The following is a 17,491-nucleotide window of genomic DNA, read 5'->3' on the forward strand; positions in this document are numbered from 1 at the left end:
AGTTTAATCTAAATAAATCCTATATCCTCCATATTCTCCTAATGAAGCATCAAAGGCATAGGTGTTTTGTTTAACTGTTAAATTTTCGCCAATTTCTTGTTGAATATTTATTGCAATATCTTCATCAACTTTAAGCGAAATTTCTTCTATAGGCATATCAGACGGAACTGGTGCAGATAATAAAAAATCAACATAATACTTATTAGTAGATGTATCACGTTCAAGTAAAGTTGCCTTTTCCCCATTCTGTATAGAACCTGCCCCTTTAACCTGCCATTGAAAATGGCAAAGATCAAAACCATGACATTGCCTACTTGTTCTACCCCATTCTTCAAACGTAAAAAGGATAATTTTAACTTTTGAATCTCCAAGGTTCGCAATTCTATCATTTACATCTACAAATTTAAGTCAGCTTGCAATTGTTAATTCATCAACTGGTGTTTTGATTTCATCATTATTGCTTGTACAAGAACTAATTGTACATAAAGCAATTAAGCTTAAACTTGAAATAATTTTTTTCATTATTTTAATTGTTTTGAAAATTATAGTTTTTTAATAACACTTAAAAACATTTGTGCACTTGTGTTTTTAATAAAGGTAAAAGTCTAAAAAAAATTTAATCGTACCTATTCCTATAAAAATAAAATATTCTAATAGGAATATGAAATTCGATAAAATTTATTTACTTTTAACTAAATAAAACACCAATGAAAATAAATTTAAAACTAATAAAAGAAGCAAGAATAAGGAAAGACTACCGCCAAGATGATGTTGCAGAAATATTGGGAATATCACAATCACAATATTCCAAATTAGAAAATGGTGAAGTTAGTTTTAATATATTACAAGTAGGAATTTTGCTTGATAAACTTGACCTTAATCCTTTTGACATCATTGAATTTTCTAAGAACAGGATTGAAGGCAAATTAAACCGTCCAATAATCAATCCCCAGAATTAACATTAGCTGAATCGCTTTCCGATGATGTGCCTTTTGGATTCATTGTTTTATTAAGTTTATCCATCTCGAAAGGGAAATTTTCAAACAATCCTGATAATGATAATGCGGAATAAACTCTTTGCGAATATTTGTTTCCAATAGCGATAATCGTCACTTTCGATTTAAGAAGATGCGCAAAAACCGAATTGGTTCCGTGCCACCAGCCGTTATGGTAAGTCAGCTTTTCACCGTTATCAAATTCCTTCATTCGGAAACCCAAACCATAATTATTGATTCCCTTTTTCTCGTTGCTGTATGGTTCGAAGATTTTACTTGCCAATTCAGGCTTCAAGAAATCTTTTGAAAATAGCGCCACTGAAAAATTCAGTAAATCTTTTGGTGTTGTATAAACATTTTTATCTCCATAAATCAAGTCCAGATTTGCCAATGGATACAATCTAAAACCGCTATAAAACGATTGTGAAGCTGTCGGAATATCTTTTTTCTGGAATATAAAAGTATGATTCATTTTCAAAGGTTTGAAAACAATCTCCTGCATCGCTTCCGGAAAAGGTGTTGCAGTCACTTTTTCAACAATCAGCGCCAACAAAGCAAAGTTGGTGTTGCAATACATAAAACCAGTGTTGGAAAGTCGCGCCAATTCCGGTTTGTATTTAATCAACATATCCAAAACATCCTGATTCGTAATGAAGTCTTTTTTCAATTCTTCAGGAGCAGGTTTGATACCTTGGTCAAAATGCTCATATTTTGGAAGTCCACTTCTTTGGGACAACAAACTGAAAACCGTAATATCTTTATAAGGAAACTTTGGAAAAAACTTGGTCAAATCATCTTCTAAGTTCAGTTTTCCACCTTCTACCAGTTTCAAAACAGCCATTGCAGTCATCGTTTTGCTGACCGAAGCCACGTGAAGCGGCGTATTTTCATCAATTGGCATTTGCTTGTTTTCTCTGCCAAAACCTCTGTATTTTTCAAAGATGATTTTATCGCCTTTCGCAATGAGAATCCCACCACTCAGGTCGCCTTTTTCCCAGACTTTCTGATAATAATTATTGATGAGCGGAAGAATTGCAGCCTCGTTTTCTAATGTAGATTCTGCCGGCGTAAAAACTTTGGATAAATCGACGTTGCTGTAATTGGGAAGTTTGGATTGGTAGATTTCTGCTGTTTCTTCTTTTTGTTTTTTGCAGGAAATGATGGTTGCAACTGCTAAACTGGCCGTAATTATTTTTCTAAAATTCATTGTTATCCAAACTTCGTTAAGGCTCGCAAGTTAACATAAAATGAGTCTTTAGAAGACACCAATTTTCTTAAGAATTGTTAAATGTGGAGAAATTTTTCGAGACTTAATTTTTAAAATCTGCAAGAATTTTATCTACAATAACTTGTGCCAATTTCTCTTTACTTTGATGTGTCCAGCCTCCAATATGCGGTGTAACAATCACTTTTTCAGAATCTAATAAATACTTCAAATCCTGATTTTCTGTTTCCAGATTTTCAAAAGATGGCTTTTCGTATTCCAAAACATCCAGACAAGCACCTAAAACTTTTCCTGACTCGATTGCTTCTACTAAAGCTTTAGTTTTTAAATTTTTCCCACGAGCTGTATTGACTAAATAAAAATTCTTTTCCATTTTTAAAATAAATTCTTCATCAATCAAATAATTAGTTTCGTCTGTCAAAGGAATATGAAGACTTAAAATATCTGCTCTTTTTTGAAGTTCTTCCAAAGAAACTTGCGTTGCAAATTCATTGGAAAGATTGGGTAAAATATCGTGGAAAATAACTTTAACTCCAAAACCAGAAAGTCTTTTCGCTGTTGCTTTTCCCATATTTCCGTAACCAATGATTCCGAAAGTTTTTCCTAGCAATTCATCACCACGATTTTCTTCGCGTTTCCAGATTCCGTTTTTCACTTCATTAGATGCAATGAATAATCGGTTCATCAGAATCAATAACATTCCAACAACGTGCTCCGCAACAGAATCTCGGTTTCCTTCTGGAGAATTGATTAGCTTAATTCCTAAATTCTCTGCCGTTTCAATATCGATATTTTCCATTCCTGCTCCTACTCTAGCAATGAACTTGAGATGAGAAGCTTTCGTCAGAAAATTTTTATCCAGTGGAATCCGGCTTCGGATGATGATTCCTTCATAATTCTGGATTTTTTCCAAAACTTCATCATAAGTTGAAGAGTGGTCTTCTTCTACAACAAAACCTTTTGCTGTGAGTTGTTCGGAAATAAGTGGATGGTTTTTATCTAGTTGAAGGATCTTCATTAGAATGACTTTATATTTTTAGAATAAATGAGTGTGCAAAATTAAAAAACGAGCTTTAAATAAAGCCCGCTCTTAGTTTATATTTTTTAATTATTCTGTTCCCAGAAATAACTTTTTGAGTTCTACAGATTCTGAAGGTTTCATTCTTCCGGAAAGAATCAATGATAATTCTTTTCTTCTCAATGCCGCATCGTAACGGATAATTTCTAATTCTGTTTCAGGTTCTATTTTAGGAATCGGAATCGGACGATTGAATTCATCAACTGCTACAAAAGTATAAATTCCTTCATTAGTCTGGATTTTCGTCTGATTAATCGGGTCATCTAACCAAACATCAACATAGATTTCCATAGATGTACCAAATGCTCTGGAAACTTTGGATTCCAAAACTACGATTCCCCCTTCAGGAATCGGATGATTAAAGGAAACGTGATTCACAGAAGCCGTTACAACTCTTCGTTCGCAATGTCTTGTTGCTGAAATAGAAGCTGCTCTGTCCATTCTTGACAATAGTTCTCCTCCGAAAAGATTTCTTAAAGAATTGGTTTCGTTGGGCAGGACGATGTTCGTCATTACCGTAAGGCTATCTATTGGTTTTTTGGATTTTTGCATTCGTTGTCGGTTTTATACTATCTATTTTAATTGAATCTTGTTTAGGAATTGTCACCACTTTTTTGGGTTCAGCTTTCTTTACAATTCGCTTTGTTGGGATATTTGATGATTTTCCGAATATCAGTTCCTGGTCTCCAAAAAGAAATAATGCAGCAGTTCCAACAACAATTACACTTATAAAAGTCCAAATTACATCTTTCTTGAAATTGTAATCTTCTGTGAAATTATTTGTTGATTTCAAAGTTTTGAGATGTTGCAAATCTACTTTTTCAAAACCAAAAACATCATCATCATTGTCTGTTACTTTAACAACGCTGTTATTCTCATTTAATTGATATTGTCCAAGATTTTCCAGATTCAGAATAGTTTCTGTCTGTAGTTTCTGAAACCACTTTGCGACTTCATTTTTCAGACCAGTCTCAACAGTAAAAAGGTTGGAGTTGGTTTCATCAGCAATATATCTCGCTAACTGATTGTCGTAGCCAGACGGTTTATACTCGAAAGTGACAGTCTCTTTCGGAGGAATAATAATAGAATTTTCTGCATCAATTTTAGCAGATTCCCTGGTGAGCTCGAAAACACCGAATTCCGGAACTTCTGCCCTTTTATGCTTCAGAAGATATTGATATAAAAGATATTCAAAATTCATCGCCACAAAACTACATAATTTTTGATGTTATAGAAAATATAAAAGGTTGCTTTTACGGCAACCTTTTTTGAATTGATATGAATTAATTAAACTTAGTATGCAAATTTCACAGATTCTGAGATATTTTGTCCGGAAATTGTCATCAGATAGATCCCTTTTTGAGAAAGGTTTAAATCGATCGGGTTTCCATTTGCAGTTACTTTTAAGGTTTTGATCACTTTCCCTCCGAAATCATAAACTGTGATATCCAGATTTCCTTTCACAGAAGTAAATAATTTTCCTGCTGCAACCTGAGATCTTGTTTTTGAACCAGCTTCAGATACAGCTAGTGTTGTCAAAGTTGTTGGCCCTTCAAGGTCTCTATCTCCAGATTGGAAATCAGCCCCATTTTGTTTGTTTTTAAATACGACTCCAATTCTTTGAACGACAGTCCCTGCCGGCATTGTATTATTAGAATTTGTGAAAAGCTTAGAATTCAAATTAATTGTCCCAACATAAGCTCCCTCTGTATCGCTCCAAGTCATCGTGGTATTCGAGTTTGACCAAGCGTCATCAAAGTTTCCTTGATTATTGTCACCATCAGATTGAGCAGACCAAACATGGATATAGAAAGTTGGCTGACTTTGTGGATCATAGAAACTCCAATCACCTGATTTTCCGTAAGTAAGATTATAAACACCGTTCGATACGGTATAAGTAAGCTGCGCAGAAAGCGTAACACCTGCCAATGCGGCAAGCATTAATGAATAGATTTTTTTCATAAATGTAAATTTTTAAGGTCTATATATAATTTCAATGTACATTATACACGTACTTGAAATTGTTGTAAATCTAATATTAATTTTAAGTTAACAAATAAAAATTTACAAAATAGACCTTAATTTTTTACAACTAATTGATTTTCAATTTAAAAATTTTCATCTAAGCTTTATAGAAACCCCAAAAAGGAAGTTAATTCCTGCTTGTGCGAAGTAATACGGTCCACTAAAACCGTTGTTGACATACTTCGTATCGGTGAAATTATTTAACAAGAACCTCAAAGTCACATCTTGTTTCTTAAGAGGCAGCTTATATGACATATTAAAATCAGGAACAAAATACGCGTCCAATTGATTCTCTTTATCTCCATTGTTATCCAGATGTTGTTTGCCAACATATTGCGCTGTAACGCCAAGATTAAAATTTTTGAAAGGTGAATAAAGAATATTCCCATTGGCAAGGAAACTTGGCGAAAAAGAGATTTCTGTATTTCCTAAGTTCTGAATCCCGGACTCTGTCTCTATATAAAAATCGTTGTTTTTGTTATCGCTGAAAGTTGCGTTAGCAGAAACCTGTAAATCTTTTGTGATTTTTGACAGAATTCCTAATTCCAGACCCAGCCTGTAACTTTTTCCACTATTGGTTCTGATAAAGGCTCCGACATTGTTGACCTGTCCATTCAAAACCAGCTGGTTTTTGTAATACATATAATATGCGTTCGCTGTCAAAGCAACTTTTCCGATTTGCTGTTCCCAACCTGCTTCAAAATCGTGAAGTGTTTCGGCTTTTGTTTCCGGATTGGCGAAAAGATCATCTCTGTTTGGTTCACGATGTGCATTAGCATAAGAAACAAAAACTTTTCCATTTTCTATATTAAAATTAACACCTGCCTTTGGATTGAAAAATGTCCAGTTCTTATCAAGATCCACCCCTTCACCATCGCCTTGCTGGATCACTTTTGTATCATAATCGATATTTCTCAATTGTAGATCACCAAAGAACTCGAATTGATTAAGCTTATAGATTGCCTTTGCAAAACCGGAAACTTCATTTTTCACAGAACGATTTCTGTAATACTCGAACTCATCAATCTGAGGAATAAAAACGCCGGTGACATTTCCGAAATGTCTTCCATAATATTGATTTGCAACCGCTCCAACGTTAAGACTCAAATCGCCCAAATTACCATATAAAGTTGAGATCACACCATAAAAATCATTGTCAAGCCATTTTTTTCTTATAAAATCGGAAGTTTTGATTTCAATCCCGTTTTCAATGATATTTGGCAGATTGTATTTAGAAAATTTAGCATTTTGTTTGTAATTCTCATAATAGCCCTTTCCTTTGGTATAATGCGCTGTTGTTTCTAATTTCCAATCATCAGAGAATTTTTGATTCCATAATAATTGATAATGATTTTGTCTGTAATTATCTGTTTCGTTGTCGTAATATCTTATATCTCCATTGGCCTCATAAATTTCTCCAGAATAATTATACCTCGGATCAGTTTCCCAGGTCGCTTTGTCAACTCCATTCCAAGCTTGATAAGTTTTCTCCTTCCCTCCAAAAGCCAGGAATCTCAATTCTGTGTTTTTTTCCTGGAACAAAGCAGAGAAGTTATAGGAATGAAGCTTTGAAAAAGCCCTGTCAATATAACCATCAGAATGGATGTAAGTATATCTTCCCATTACAGACAATCTGTTTTTCCAGAATTTACCTGAATTAACTTCAGCAGAATATTTGTAAGTATTGAAAGAACCATAAGAATCATCTGTTTTTACAGAAAATTCATCAGACGGATCTTTAGAAATCACGTTCACACTTGCTCCAAACGCCGAAACTCCGTTTGAAGACGTCCCGACACCTCTTTGAATCACAATTTGTGAAGCGGAGCTCGTGAGATCCGGAACATTCACAAAGAACGTCCCTTGCGACTCAGAATCATTATAGGGAACGCCATTCAACATGACATTGATACTTGTTCCCGCAGCCCCTCTAATCCTAAGTCCTGTATAGCCTACTCCATTTCCAGCATCAGAAGTAGAGACAACTGACATTTGGTTTTTCAAGAGAATTGGCAAATCCTGTCCCAGGTTTTTGTCCGCCAAATCTTTTTCGACATTGATGATCGCTTTTGCAACGGGCGTCCTTTTTGTGAACTCAACTGCAGGAATAGAAGTAATTTGCGTAGAATCCTGAACAGTTTGTGAAAGATAAAATGGAGCAATGAATACTCCTAAAAAAATAAATCCTTTCATTCGTTTAAATCTTTGTTGTTAAAATTTATTGGAATAAAAGGGGCGAAAAGAATTAGCAATGAAAAATCAATAATTTATAATCTCCGGAAATTACATTTTATTAATTTTTTCAATTTTTAATTATTCATTAAAAATCGTTTCCCTAAACAGCATTATCTGTTCCAGGTTCATTGGGTATAATCTCAGCTTGTTACAGCACCCCTTAAATTTCTGACTGCGAAATTACATCTTTTTTAATTAATATGCATTATTATTTCTGTCGATAAAAAAATATTCCTCTCCATCTTTGGAAACCTCAAAAAGATTAGCCGTTTTCCACGATAAATTAGTTTTTATATCCTCATAGATAAAAGGGACGATTGTTTTATTATTCTTATCTACAATACCAAATTTATCATTCTTCACAGCCACAATCATGGGACTTTCCATATCACCCTGCAAAACATAAAGCATCTGATACTGAGGATAAATATTAAAATCTTTGTAACCAGTGATATCTACATCTTTTTTACTTACCAATCCATAACTACCATTGAGAGCAAAAACCTTGTAAACAGAAGAATGATAGGACGAAACACACCTTCCGAGATCAGACTGTCTGTAACGATAGACTCGATTCCCTTTTTTATCTATCCTATACGAGACCTCATCTTTTTCCACAGTGGCATAATCTGAGCTTCCGAAAATCGCAACATTTTTATTTGGCGAGTTCAACAAATTACAATCTTCAGAAAAAAACATAGCAATATGATACTCTGGAGAAATAATAAAATTTCCACTTTGATCTATATATCCAAATTTTTGATTTACTGATTGGGGAATAAGTTCAGGAATCTGGTCTTTTTTCATCTGAGAATTAGACAAAAAGAACCAGCCTATCAAGAGTAAGCTAAATTTTTTTTTCATCGATATTGTTTGTGTTTAAAGATATTCGATTATCGCTTTATAATAATCAGAATTTCTAAGCAACGAAAATACAAAAATTATTATCAATACAAAAACAATGATTTTTTTATTAAAAACATAATTATCCAATTTAACACTTAACTTGTCATTCTTATTAAATAAGTACAAAAGCAAAGCCAATATCAAGAAAGGGATTGAAATAACAAACAATGGATTGAACTTAAATGCTTCCAATAATCTAAAATGCAACAAGGAATGAAAAGATCTCTGAATACCACAACCAGCACAATCATAACCTGTGATCATTTTCAAAGGGCATTTTAAAAAGAATGGGCTCTTGGTAGGGTCAAAAAGATAATAGACACCTATCAAAGTCACAAAAAAAACAAAAATTATAGCTTGTTTATTATATCTTTTAATTAATCCCTTGATTTGCAATACAATGTGATTTTTAAAACTGTTCGATTTTCAAAATAGAAATTATTATGATAAAAAACATAAAATATAGATAAAACATATCTAATTTATTTTCAATCTAAATTATTCCATTCGTGAAAAAGCGTAGAATTTCGTAAATTTGGGCGAATTTAACAAGAAATTAAATTCCATCGATAGAATCAGGAATTTATTTAAAATAAAAATCTGAAACCTATCTCCTTACGCGTAGATTTTGTTCCTATCCGAATCTTTCAATAGTAACAAATCTTCTAAATTAAAGAATGAAAAGACTTCTATTATTATGAATTATCAGGATTACATCCAAGAGATTGAAGAAAGAAAAAGCCAAGGCCTTCATCCGAAGCCTATTGACAGTGCAGAATTATTAAGTGAAATCATTGCACAAATCAAAGATACAGCTAACGAATATCGTGCCGATTCTCTTAAATTTTTTATCTATAATACTTTGCCTGGTACAACTAGCGCCGCTGGCGTTAAGGCAAAATTTCTAAAGGAAATCATCCTTGGCGAGTCTGCTGTTGCAGAAATCACGCCAAGTTTTGCTTTTGAGCTTCTATCTCATATGAAAGGAGGTCCGTCAATCGAAGTATTGCTTGATCTGGCTTTAGATAATAATGAAAACATTGCAACCCAGGCTGCTGAAGTTCTTAAAACTCAGGTCTATCTTTATGATGCAGATACAGCTCGTTTAAAAGAAGCGTATGAGTTGGGAAGCAAAATCGCTAAAGACATACTGGAAAGCTATGCAAAAGCAGAATTTTTCACTAAACTTCCAGAAGTTCCGGAAGAAATCAAGGTTGTAACATTCATCGCTGGTGAAGGTGACATTTCTACAGACTTATTGTCGCCAGGAAATCAGGCGCATTCACGTTCAGACAGAGAACTTCATGGAAAATGTATGATTACACCAGAAGCGCAGGATGAAATCAAAATGCTTCAAGCCCAACATCCTGATGCAAGCGTAATGCTGATTGCAGAAAAGGGAACAATGGGCGTTGGTTCATCTCGTATGTCGGGAGTAAACAACGTTGCACTTTGGACAGGAAAACAGGCAAGTCCTTATGTACCTTTCGTAAACATCGCTCCAATTGTTGCGGGGACAAACGGTATTTCTCCAATTTTCTTAACAACCGTTGATGTAACCGGAGGTATCGGAATCGATTTACAAAACTGGGTGAAGAAAACTGACGAAAACGGAAATCCAATCCGTAACGAAAATGGAGATATTGTATTGGAAGAAAAATATTCTGTTGCTACAGGAACAGTTCTTACTATCAATACTAAAGAGAAAAAATTATACAACGGAGAAACTGAATTGAAAGATATTTCAAAATCATTTACTCCTCAAAAATTAGAATTCATCAAAGCTGGTGGTTCTTACGCTATCGTTTTTGGTAAAAAAATCCAGACGTTTGCTGCTAAAACTTTAGGAATTACAGCTCCCACAGTTTTTGCGCCATCTAAAGAAATTTCTATTGAAGGACAAGGTTTAACTGCCGTTGAAAAAATCTTCAACAGAAACGCAGTGGGTGTTACTGAAGGTAAATTATTACACGCAGGTTCTGACGTTCGCGTAGAAGTAAATATCGTTGGTTCCCAGGATACTACAGGCTTGATGACTTCTCAGGAATTGGAATCAATGGCTGCAACGGTAATTTCTCCAATTGTTGACGGAGCTTATCAGTCAGGTTGTCACACGGCTTCAGTTTGGGATAAAAAAGCTCAGGCTAATATTCCTAAATTAATGAAATTTATGAATGATTTCGGAGTGATCACCGCACGTGACCCGAAAGGTGAATACCACGCAATGACAGACGTTATTCACAAAGTTCTTAATGATATCACGGTGGACGAATGGGCCATCATCATCGGAGGTGACTCGCACACGAGAATGTCTAAAGGGGTTGCTTTCGGAGCTGACTCCGGAACCGTAGCACTTGCTTTGGCAACAGGTGAAGCTTCAATGCCGATTCCTGAATCTGTGAAAGTGACTTTCAAAGGAGATATGAAAGAGCACATGGATTTCCGTGATGTGGTTCACGCAACTCAGGCTCAGATGTTGAAGCAATTTGACGGAGAAAACGTTTTCCAAGGTAGAATTATAGAGGTTCACATCGGAACACTTCCGGCTGACCAAGCGTTTACATTCACAGACTGGACTGCAGAAATGAAAGCTAAAGCTTCTATCTGTATTTCTGAAGACGATACTTTGATTGAATCATTGGAAATTGCAAAAAGCAGAATCCAGATTATGATTGACAAAGGAATGGACAACAAAAACCATGTTCTTCAAGGTCTAATTAACAAAGCAAACAAGAGAATCGAGGAAATCAGAACAGGTGACAAACCTGCTTTAACTCCAGATGCTAATGCAAAATATTATGCTGAAGTAGTTGTTGACCTAGACATTATCGTTGAGCCAATGATTGCTGACCCGGATGTAAACAACGACGACGTTTCTAAAAGATATACTCACGACACCATCAGAGACCTTACGTATTACGGAGGTGAGAAAAAAGTTGACCTTGGTTTCGTAGGTTCTTGTATGGTTCACAAAGGCGACTTGAAAATTGTTTCTCAGATGTTGAGAAATCTTGAACAGAAAAATGGTAAAGTAGAATTCCAGGCTCCCTTAGTTGTTGCGGCTCCTACTTATAATATCATTGATGAATTAAAAGCTGAAGGCGACTGGGAATTATTGGAGAAATATTCCGGTTTCGAATTCAACGATGCAGCTCCGAAAGGTGAGGCTCGTACGCAATATGAAAATATGATGTACCTTGAGCGTCCAGGTTGTAACCTTTGTATGGGTAATCAGGAAAAAGCTGAGAAAGGAGACACTGTTTTAGCAACTTCTACTCGTCTTTTCCAAGGAAGAGTTGTAGAAGATTCTGAACGTAAAAAAGGAGAATCTTTATTGGCTTCAACTCCGGTGGTTGTTCTTTCCGCAATTATGGGAAGAATTCCAAGTATTGAAGAATATAAAGAAGCAGTTGAAGGAATTGATTTAACGACTTTCGTTCCGTCTATTAAAGAATTGGTAACTGTTGGTCATTAATTAAATTAAATTTTAGTCGAAAGGCTTTTTAAATATAAATGGAAGATTTCTTTTTGAAGTCTTCCATTTTTTGTTTAGAATCTTTCCATTTTAGAAAAGTTGGGATTATTTTAACCTATGTCAATGAGAAGATTTTCATTTTTTGCTTAACTTGATAGACATAAAACATTGTGATTATTCAACTTATTAATCCTATTCCAAAAGCTATAGGAATAGTATTTGATAAATTAACAAAGTAAATTTTCCAACTTCAATCCTTGAGTTTTGGGAATTAATTTAATAATAAAATAAAATCGAGATATGACTTTTGACTTGGATATGATCAAAAAAGTTTATTCTGATTTCGAAACCAGAGTAAACGAAGCAAGAGCTTTTATGGGAAGACCTCTTACTTATTCAGAAAAAATTCTTTGCGCCCATCTTTTTCCATCTCAGGCAAAAGAAGCATTTAAAAGAGGAGAATCTTATGTAGACTTTGCTCCTGATAGAGTGGCAATGCAGGATGCAACGGCGCAAATGGCTCTTTTACAATTTATGCAGGCTGGAAAGAAAAAAGTTGCTGTTCCATCAACAGTTCACGCTGATCACTTGATTCAGGCAAGAGTTGGTGCAGCCAAAGATCTGATCGAAGCTGAAAATAAGAATAACGAGGTTTATCAATTCTTACAATCAGTTTCTAATAAATATGGTATTGGTTTTTGGAAAGCTGGAGCCGGAATTATTCACCAAGTGGTTTTGGAAAATTATGCTTTTCCTGGCGGAATGATGATTGGAACCGATTCCCACACTGTGAATGCTGGTGGACTTGGAATGGTTGCCATCGGCGTCGGTGGAGCCGATGCTGTAGATGTAATGGCAGGAATGGCTTGGGAACTTAAATTCCCAAAAATGATCGGCGTTAAATTGACAGGAAGACTAAATGGCTGGACTGCTCCAAAAGATATCATTCTTAAAGTAGCAGGAATTCTTACCGTAAAAGGAGGAACTGGTGCTATTGTAGAATATTTTGGTGAAGGTGCCAATTCGCTTTCTTGTACCGGAAAAGGTACGATTTGTAATATGGGTGCGGAAATCGGAGCCACTACTTCTATTTTCGAATATGACCAAAATATGAGCAAATATCTCCGTTCAACAGACAGAGAAAATCTGGCGGATGCAGCCGATTCCATTGCTCACGTTTTGAAAGCCGACCCAGAAGTTCACGCAAATCCAGAGAAATATTATGATGAAGTTATTGAAATCAATCTGGATACTTTAGAACCATATCTCAACGGTCCTTTCACTCCGGATTTGGCAACGCCTATTTCGCAAATGAAAGAGATTGCTGAGAAAAATGGATGGCCAACAAAAATTGAAGTAGGATTGATTGGTTCTTGTACCAACTCATCATACGAAGATATTGCCAGAGCAGCTTCTGTCGCCAAACAAGCTAAAGAAAAAAATCTCGAAGTAAAAGCAGAATATACAATTACGCCTGGTTCTGAACAAGTAAGGTTTACCGTAGAAAGAGATGGTTTCTTGAAAACGTTTGATGAAATCGGAGGTAAGGTCTTTGCTAATGCCTGCGGACCTTGTATCGGGCAATGGGCTCGTGAAGGAGCTGAGAAACAAGAAAAAAATACGATCGTACACTCTTTCAACAGAAACTTTTCTAAAAGAGCGGATGGAAATCCAAACACTTATGCTTTCGTTGGTTCGCCAGAATTGGTTACTGCTTTAGCAATTGCAGGAGATTTGAGATTCAATCCTTTGACGGATAAACTTAAAAACAAAGATGGCGTCGAAGTTCTTTTAGACCAACCAAGCGGAGATGATTTGCCAAAATTAGGATTTGATGTAGATGACCCGGGCTATATTGCTCCTGCTGAAGATGGTTCCAATGTGGAAGTGATTGTTTCACCAACATCAGACAGACTTCAGTTGTTAGAAGAATTTCCAGCTTGGGACGGGAAAAATATTACCGGAGCAAAACTGCTAATCAAAGCTTACGGAAAATGCACCACAGATCATATTTCTATGGCGGGACCTTGGTTAAAATACCGAGGACACCTTGATAATATCTCCAACAATATGTTGATTGGGGCAGTGAATGCTTTCAATATGGAAACCAATAATGTTAAAAACGAAGAAGACGGGCAATACAAACCAGTTCCGGATTCGGCAAGACAATATAAAGCAGATGGCGTTCCTACAATTGTAGTTGGTGATGAGAATTATGGAGAAGGTTCTTCCAGAGAACACGCAGCGATGGAGCCTAGACATCTTGGTGTAAGAGCTGTTTTGGTTAAATCATTTGCCCGTATCCACGAAACAAATCTTAAAAAACAAGGGATGTTAGGAATCACTTTCGCTAACAAAGAAGATTATGACAAGATTCTTGAAGACGACACAATCAATTTTCTTGACCTTGACCAATTTGCACCAGGAAAACAATTGACTCTAGAATTTGTTCACGCTGATGGAGCTAAAGATATTATTATGGCAAACCACACTTACAACTCTGGACAAATAGAATGGTTCAAAGCAGGTTCTGCTCTTAATCTTATTAAGAAAATGGAAAAACAAGGATAATATAAAGTCTATATTTAAATAATAAAAAAAGCAAGAATTGAATGATTCTTGCTTTTTCTGTTTTATAAAATTCTGTTTTTCTTATTTTATTTCAGTAGTGCACTGAAAGTATCACCTTGTCTGATATCACCGGTATTGTAACCTCTCATAAACCATTCTTCTCGTTGAGCAGAAGAACCGTGAGTGAAACTTTCCTGATTTACATAACCTTGACCTCTTTTCTGGATGTTATCGTCTCCTACAGCAGCGGCAGCGCTCATGGCCTCTTGGATATCACCGGGTTCTAATATCTTTTCGCGACTGTCTGTTTGCTTTGCCCAAAGCCCTGCATAAAAGTCAGCTTGTAATTCGTTGGCAACAGAGATTCTGTTGGCTTGTGATTCACTTCCACTTTGGCTTAATTGATGAACTTTATCCAATGTCCCTAAGAGATTCTGAATATGATGCCCATATTCGTGTCCGAGAACATAAGCAACTGTGAATTGTCCAACCTTGGCTCCGAATTTTTGCTGAAGTTCATTGAAGAAACTCATATCCATATAAATGGTCTGGTCTGATGGACAATAGAATGGTCCCATTTCTGATTGAGCGGTCCCACAGCCTGAACTAGTTGTGCTTTCGAACAAAACGACTTTTGCAGGTCTGAATTGGATTCCGTTTTGGTTAAAAACATTTGCCCAGGTTTCTTCATTTTCTTTGGTCAACATTCTCACAAACTCTCTGATGTTGAGTTCTTCCTTGGAAAGTTGTCTCTGTTCAGTTTGTTGTGGAGAATTTGTACTGTTTTGTAAAATTGCAGAAGGGTCACCTCCCAGAAAGAAAACAATGGCTGCAATAATGATGGTTCCTAAACCACCACCAACCAGCATTCCGCCTCCACTGCCGGAACCGCGTCTGTCATCTACGTTGTCACTTCTATCGTTTGTCCATTTCATCTTACAATATTTTGTGTTTTAAAATTAAGAAATTCTTTTTAGCTATAACGAAAAATTATGCCGTTGTTTGTCAATAGCCCGATAGTAGCGGCATCCTTTTTGTTTTTGGATTCTTCGACAAGCTCAGAATGACAAACTTTGAAAAAAACAAAAAAGATATAGCCCTTCAACTTTACTCAGGATAAACTACTGACGGGATCAAGCTCCTAAAAATCTAAATCAGAAGTTCTAATTCGATTTGTTATTGAAATCAATCATTTTCAATGCCGTAACAGCTGCTTCTACACCTTTGTTTCCAAGATTCCCTCCGCTTCTTGCGATAGATTGTTCTTTGGTGTCATCTGTCAAAACACAGAAAATTGCAGGTGTATCTGTCAAAATATTACAATCTTTAATTCCTTGTGTAACGCCTGAACAAACGAATTCGAAATGAGGTGTTTCCCCACGAATTACATTTCCTATAGCGATAACTGCTGCGAACTTGTTTGATTTGCAAAGCTTCATACTTGCAAAGCTCAATTCAAAAGCACCCGGAACGTAATAGATATGAATATTTTCTTCTTTGATTCCCTCTGCTTTCAGCGTTTCGATAGCGCCATTGCGAAGATTATAGGTTACAAAATCGTTCCACTCAGAAACAACAATGCCGATTGAATATTCATCGGCATTGGAAATATTGAGTGGCTTATAATCTGATAGATTAGTTGTTGCCATTGTTTAGTAATATTTTGTCATTTCTATGAAAGCATCGGATTGTCCGTTGTCATAGTCCTGGTATTTTTCCTCGATTGCAGCGAAGTATTTTTTAGCATCAGCATTTTTCTTAAGAGCCAGAGCTAACATTCCTGCTTTTTTTGTGAAATAGTAAGAAGTGTAAGCGTCATCAGAAGCAGAAGAAGCTTTGTCTGCCAATGCAAGCGCATCATCAGCTTTATTAAGGTTTGAAAGACAATCTGCCATTGCCCCATATTTTAGAGCAACCAAAACTTTGTTGTCTGAACTGAATTTGTCCAACAAGTCATAAGCTTTCTGATAATTTCCTTTTTTGAATTCTAACAAACCTGCGTTGTAAGCAGACAGTTTACCCGCTTTTGTTCCGCTATATTCATCGTAAGTTCCGATAAAACCCGGATTTGCTACAGATTTTCCACCAAGAGCTAGGTCTTCTTTTCCGTCGGCCAGGTTTTTCTGAGCAGCAAGGTAACTTTTTGTAGCTTCCTCATTTTTAGGAGCAACAATGAATTGCTGATATCCGAACCAACCCAAAACTGCAACAATCAGAACTCCGAAGCCAATACTAAGTACCTTAGCATTTTTCTCTAAGAATGATTCTATGTTAAGCGCTTCTTTATCAAGGTCTTTAAAGAATTCTACTGTTTCTTTTCCTTCTTGTTCGTGGTTTTTGTTATGCTGGTTTGCCATAATTTTTTTAATAAATAGAGTGCAAATTTAATGTTTTCCTTTTGATATGCAAAAACTTCTTTTTCTGATGGTTAAAATATTTTAATATTTCAGAATCGAATACACTTCTGCATTAAATTTTTTGAGCCTTTCTACACCATTGAGATCTTTTAGATCAATCAAAAAACTGAATTGCGTAGGAATTGCTCCTTGCTTGGAAACTAGTTTTGCAGCAGCTTCCGTAGTTCCACCGGTTGCCAAAAGGTCATCATGGATCAAAACGCGTTGCCCTTCTTTCAAATGCCCTGTTTTCATTTCGATTTCCGCTGAACCGTATTCTAAGTCATATTTTTCTCCGATGAAAGGAGGCGGAAGTTTTCCTGCTTTTCTAATTAATACAAAAGGAACGTCTAGAGCAACAGCAATTGCAATCCCGAAAAGATAGCCTCGGCTTTCGATGCCGCAAACGACATCAATTTTTCCACGACTGAAATCAGCCAAATCTGCGATTACTTCTTCATATAATTTTGGCTGAAGAAAAATTGGGCAAATATCCTTGAACTGGATTCCCGGAATCGGAAAATCAGGAATATTATCTATCGTTTCTTCTAATTTCTTGATCAGTTCTGCAGATGCCATCTTCTA

General features: G+C 35.8%; 16 protein-coding genes and 1 riboswitch. Of the genes, 3 read left to right on the top strand and 13 right to left on the bottom strand.

Translation table 11 applies throughout. The features are described 5' to 3' along the window. Nucleotides 1–3 precede the first annotated feature (3 nt). A complete protein-coding gene (locus tag RTX21_RS09325; RefSeq protein ID WP_312767094.1) occupies nucleotides 4–156 on the bottom strand; it encodes a hypothetical protein in 153 nt (50 codons plus the stop codon). Nucleotides 157–707: 551 nt separating this feature from the next. Between RTX21_RS09325 and RTX21_RS09330 the strand changes: the two genes are divergently transcribed. After that, nucleotides 708–959 carry a helix-turn-helix transcriptional regulator gene (locus tag RTX21_RS09330; RefSeq protein WP_312767096.1) on the top strand — a complete coding sequence of 84 codons (252 nt, stop codon included), beginning with the start codon at nucleotides 708–710 and terminating at the stop codon, nucleotides 957–959. Here the strand turns inward: RTX21_RS09330 and RTX21_RS09335 are convergent. The 8 genes from RTX21_RS09335 to RTX21_RS18025 form a co-directional block, all read right to left on the bottom strand. Further along, the gene (locus RTX21_RS09335) at nucleotides 943–2,202 is read right to left on the bottom strand and encodes a serine hydrolase domain-containing protein (protein WP_312767098.1); all 1,260 of its coding nucleotides are present in this window, start codon (nucleotides 2,200–2,202) and stop codon (nucleotides 943–945) included. The two genes, RTX21_RS09330 and RTX21_RS09335, sit on opposite strands and share 17 nt — an antisense overlap. A 103-nt stretch (nucleotides 2,203–2,305) precedes the next feature. After that, nucleotides 2,306–3,238, bottom strand: coding sequence for a 2-hydroxyacid dehydrogenase (locus RTX21_RS09340; RefSeq protein ID WP_312767100.1), 933 nt, complete (start codon nucleotides 3,236–3,238; stop codon nucleotides 2,306–2,308). A 90-nt stretch (nucleotides 3,239–3,328) separates the two neighbouring features. Next, the gene (locus RTX21_RS09345; RefSeq protein WP_312767103.1) at nucleotides 3,329–3,850 is read right to left on the bottom strand and encodes an acyl-CoA thioesterase; all 522 of its coding nucleotides are present in this window, start codon (nucleotides 3,848–3,850) and stop codon (nucleotides 3,329–3,331) included. Continuing rightward, nucleotides 3,822–4,499 carry a hypothetical protein gene (locus tag RTX21_RS09350; RefSeq protein WP_312767106.1) on the bottom strand — a complete coding sequence of 226 codons (678 nt, stop codon included), beginning with the start codon at nucleotides 4,497–4,499 and terminating at the stop codon, nucleotides 3,822–3,824. Before RTX21_RS09350 ends, RTX21_RS09345 begins: the two co-directional genes overlap by 29 nt. 92 nt (nucleotides 4,500–4,591) lie before the next feature. After that, complete coding sequence (locus tag RTX21_RS09355) at nucleotides 4,592–5,260, bottom strand: T9SS type A sorting domain-containing protein (RefSeq protein ID WP_312767107.1); 669 nt, start codon at nucleotides 5,258–5,260, stop codon at nucleotides 4,592–4,594. Nucleotides 5,261–5,416: 156 nt separating this feature from the next. Beyond that, nucleotides 5,417–7,516 carry a TonB-dependent receptor plug domain-containing protein gene (locus RTX21_RS09360; RefSeq protein WP_312767108.1) on the bottom strand — a complete coding sequence of 700 codons (2,100 nt, stop codon included), beginning with the start codon at nucleotides 7,514–7,516 and terminating at the stop codon, nucleotides 5,417–5,419. Nucleotides 7,517–7,637: 121 nt separating this feature from the next. Further along, nucleotides 7,638–7,729: riboswitch (TPP riboswitch) on the bottom strand. A 24-nt stretch (nucleotides 7,730–7,753) separates the two neighbouring features. After that, entirely contained in the window at nucleotides 7,754–8,422 is a 669-nt protein-coding gene (locus tag RTX21_RS09365; protein ID WP_312767110.1) for a WG repeat-containing protein, read from the bottom strand. 15 nt (nucleotides 8,423–8,437) lie between these two features. Further along, a complete protein-coding gene (locus tag RTX21_RS18025) occupies nucleotides 8,438–8,728 on the bottom strand; it encodes a DUF2752 domain-containing protein (RefSeq protein WP_409414973.1) in 291 nt (96 codons plus the stop codon). 433 nt (nucleotides 8,729–9,161) lie between these two features. Here RTX21_RS18025 and RTX21_RS09370 point away from each other — a divergent pair, with 433 nt between their 5' ends. Both RTX21_RS09370 and RTX21_RS09375 read left to right on the top strand, forming a co-directional pair. After that, nucleotides 9,162–11,939: a bifunctional aconitate hydratase 2/2-methylisocitrate dehydratase gene (locus RTX21_RS09370; protein ID WP_409414974.1), complete on the top strand. Its 2,778-nt coding sequence runs from the start codon at nucleotides 9,162–9,164 to the stop codon at nucleotides 11,937–11,939. 300 nt (nucleotides 11,940–12,239) lie between these two features. After that, nucleotides 12,240–14,510, top strand: a complete 2,271-nt coding sequence (locus RTX21_RS09375) for an aconitate hydratase (RefSeq protein ID WP_312767111.1) — start codon at nucleotides 12,240–12,242, stop codon at nucleotides 14,508–14,510. A gap of 86 nt (nucleotides 14,511–14,596) precedes the next feature. On the opposite strand, the gene RTX21_RS09380 is transcribed toward RTX21_RS09375, so the two are convergent. The 4 genes from RTX21_RS09380 to RTX21_RS09395 form a co-directional block, all read right to left on the bottom strand. Further along, nucleotides 14,597–15,445 carry a neutral zinc metallopeptidase gene (locus RTX21_RS09380; RefSeq protein WP_312767112.1) on the bottom strand — a complete coding sequence of 283 codons (849 nt, stop codon included), beginning with the start codon at nucleotides 15,443–15,445 and terminating at the stop codon, nucleotides 14,597–14,599. Nucleotides 15,446–15,673: 228 nt separating this feature from the next. Then, on the bottom strand, nucleotides 15,674–16,159 hold the full coding sequence (gene ribH, locus RTX21_RS09385) for a 6,7-dimethyl-8-ribityllumazine synthase (protein WP_312767113.1): 486 nt from the start codon (nucleotides 16,157–16,159) through the stop codon (nucleotides 15,674–15,676). Between the two features lie 3 nt (nucleotides 16,160–16,162). Continuing rightward, a complete protein-coding gene (locus RTX21_RS09390; protein ID WP_312767114.1) occupies nucleotides 16,163–16,867 on the bottom strand; it encodes a tetratricopeptide repeat protein in 705 nt (234 codons plus the stop codon). Between the two features lie 81 nt (nucleotides 16,868–16,948). Continuing rightward, the gene (locus RTX21_RS09395) at nucleotides 16,949–17,485 is read right to left on the bottom strand and encodes an adenine phosphoribosyltransferase (RefSeq protein WP_312767115.1); all 537 of its coding nucleotides are present in this window, start codon (nucleotides 17,483–17,485) and stop codon (nucleotides 16,949–16,951) included. Nucleotides 17,486–17,491 lie beyond the last annotated feature (6 nt).

The organism is Epilithonimonas sp. (genome assembly GCF_032054305.1).
Classification (GTDB): Bacteria; Bacteroidota; Bacteroidia; order Flavobacteriales; family Weeksellaceae; genus Epilithonimonas.

Bases quoted from the DNA above. Each gene is read 5' to 3' on its own strand.
- RTX21_RS18025 (WP_409414973.1), bottom strand. From the start codon at position 8,728: ATGATCACAGGTTATGATTGTGCTGGTTGTGGTATTCAGAGATCTTTT.
- RTX21_RS09395 (WP_312767115.1), bottom strand. From the start codon at position 17,485: ATGGCATCTGCAGAACTGATCAAGAAATTAGAAGAAACGATAGATAAT.
- RTX21_RS09380 (WP_312767112.1), bottom strand. From the start codon at position 15,445: ATGAAATGGACAAACGATAGAAGTGACAACGTAGATGACAGACGCGGT.
- RTX21_RS09360 (WP_312767108.1), bottom strand. From the start codon at position 7,516: ATGAAAGGATTTATTTTTTTAGGAGTATTCATTGCTCCATTTTATCTT.
- RTX21_RS09345 (WP_312767103.1), bottom strand. From the start codon at position 3,850: ATGCAAAAATCCAAAAAACCAATAGATAGCCTTACGGTAATGACGAAC.
- RTX21_RS09355 (WP_312767107.1), bottom strand. From the start codon at position 5,260: ATGAAAAAAATCTATTCATTAATGCTTGCCGCATTGGCAGGTGTTACG.
- RTX21_RS09325 (WP_312767094.1), bottom strand. From the start codon at position 156: ATGCCTATAGAAGAAATTTCGCTTAAAGTTGATGAAGATATTGCAATA.
- RTX21_RS09340 (WP_312767100.1), bottom strand. From the start codon at position 3,238: ATGAAGATCCTTCAACTAGATAAAAACCATCCACTTATTTCCGAACAA.
- RTX21_RS09365 (WP_312767110.1), bottom strand. From the start codon at position 8,422: ATGAAAAAAAAATTTAGCTTACTCTTGATAGGCTGGTTCTTTTTGTCT.
- RTX21_RS09390 (WP_312767114.1), bottom strand. From the start codon at position 16,867: ATGGCAAACCAGCATAACAAAAACCACGAACAAGAAGGAAAAGAAACA.
- RTX21_RS09335 (WP_312767098.1), bottom strand. From the start codon at position 2,202: ATGAATTTTAGAAAAATAATTACGGCCAGTTTAGCAGTTGCAACCATC.
- RTX21_RS09330 (WP_312767096.1), top strand. From the start codon at position 708: ATGAAAATAAATTTAAAACTAATAAAAGAAGCAAGAATAAGGAAAGAC.
- ribH (WP_312767113.1), bottom strand. From the start codon at position 16,159: ATGGCAACAACTAATCTATCAGATTATAAGCCACTCAATATTTCCAAT.
- RTX21_RS09375 (WP_312767111.1), top strand. From the start codon at position 12,240: ATGACTTTTGACTTGGATATGATCAAAAAAGTTTATTCTGATTTCGAA.
- RTX21_RS09350 (WP_312767106.1), bottom strand. From the start codon at position 4,499: ATGAATTTTGAATATCTTTTATATCAATATCTTCTGAAGCATAAAAGG.
- RTX21_RS09370 (WP_409414974.1), top strand. From the start codon at position 9,162: ATGAATTATCAGGATTACATCCAAGAGATTGAAGAAAGAAAAAGCCAA.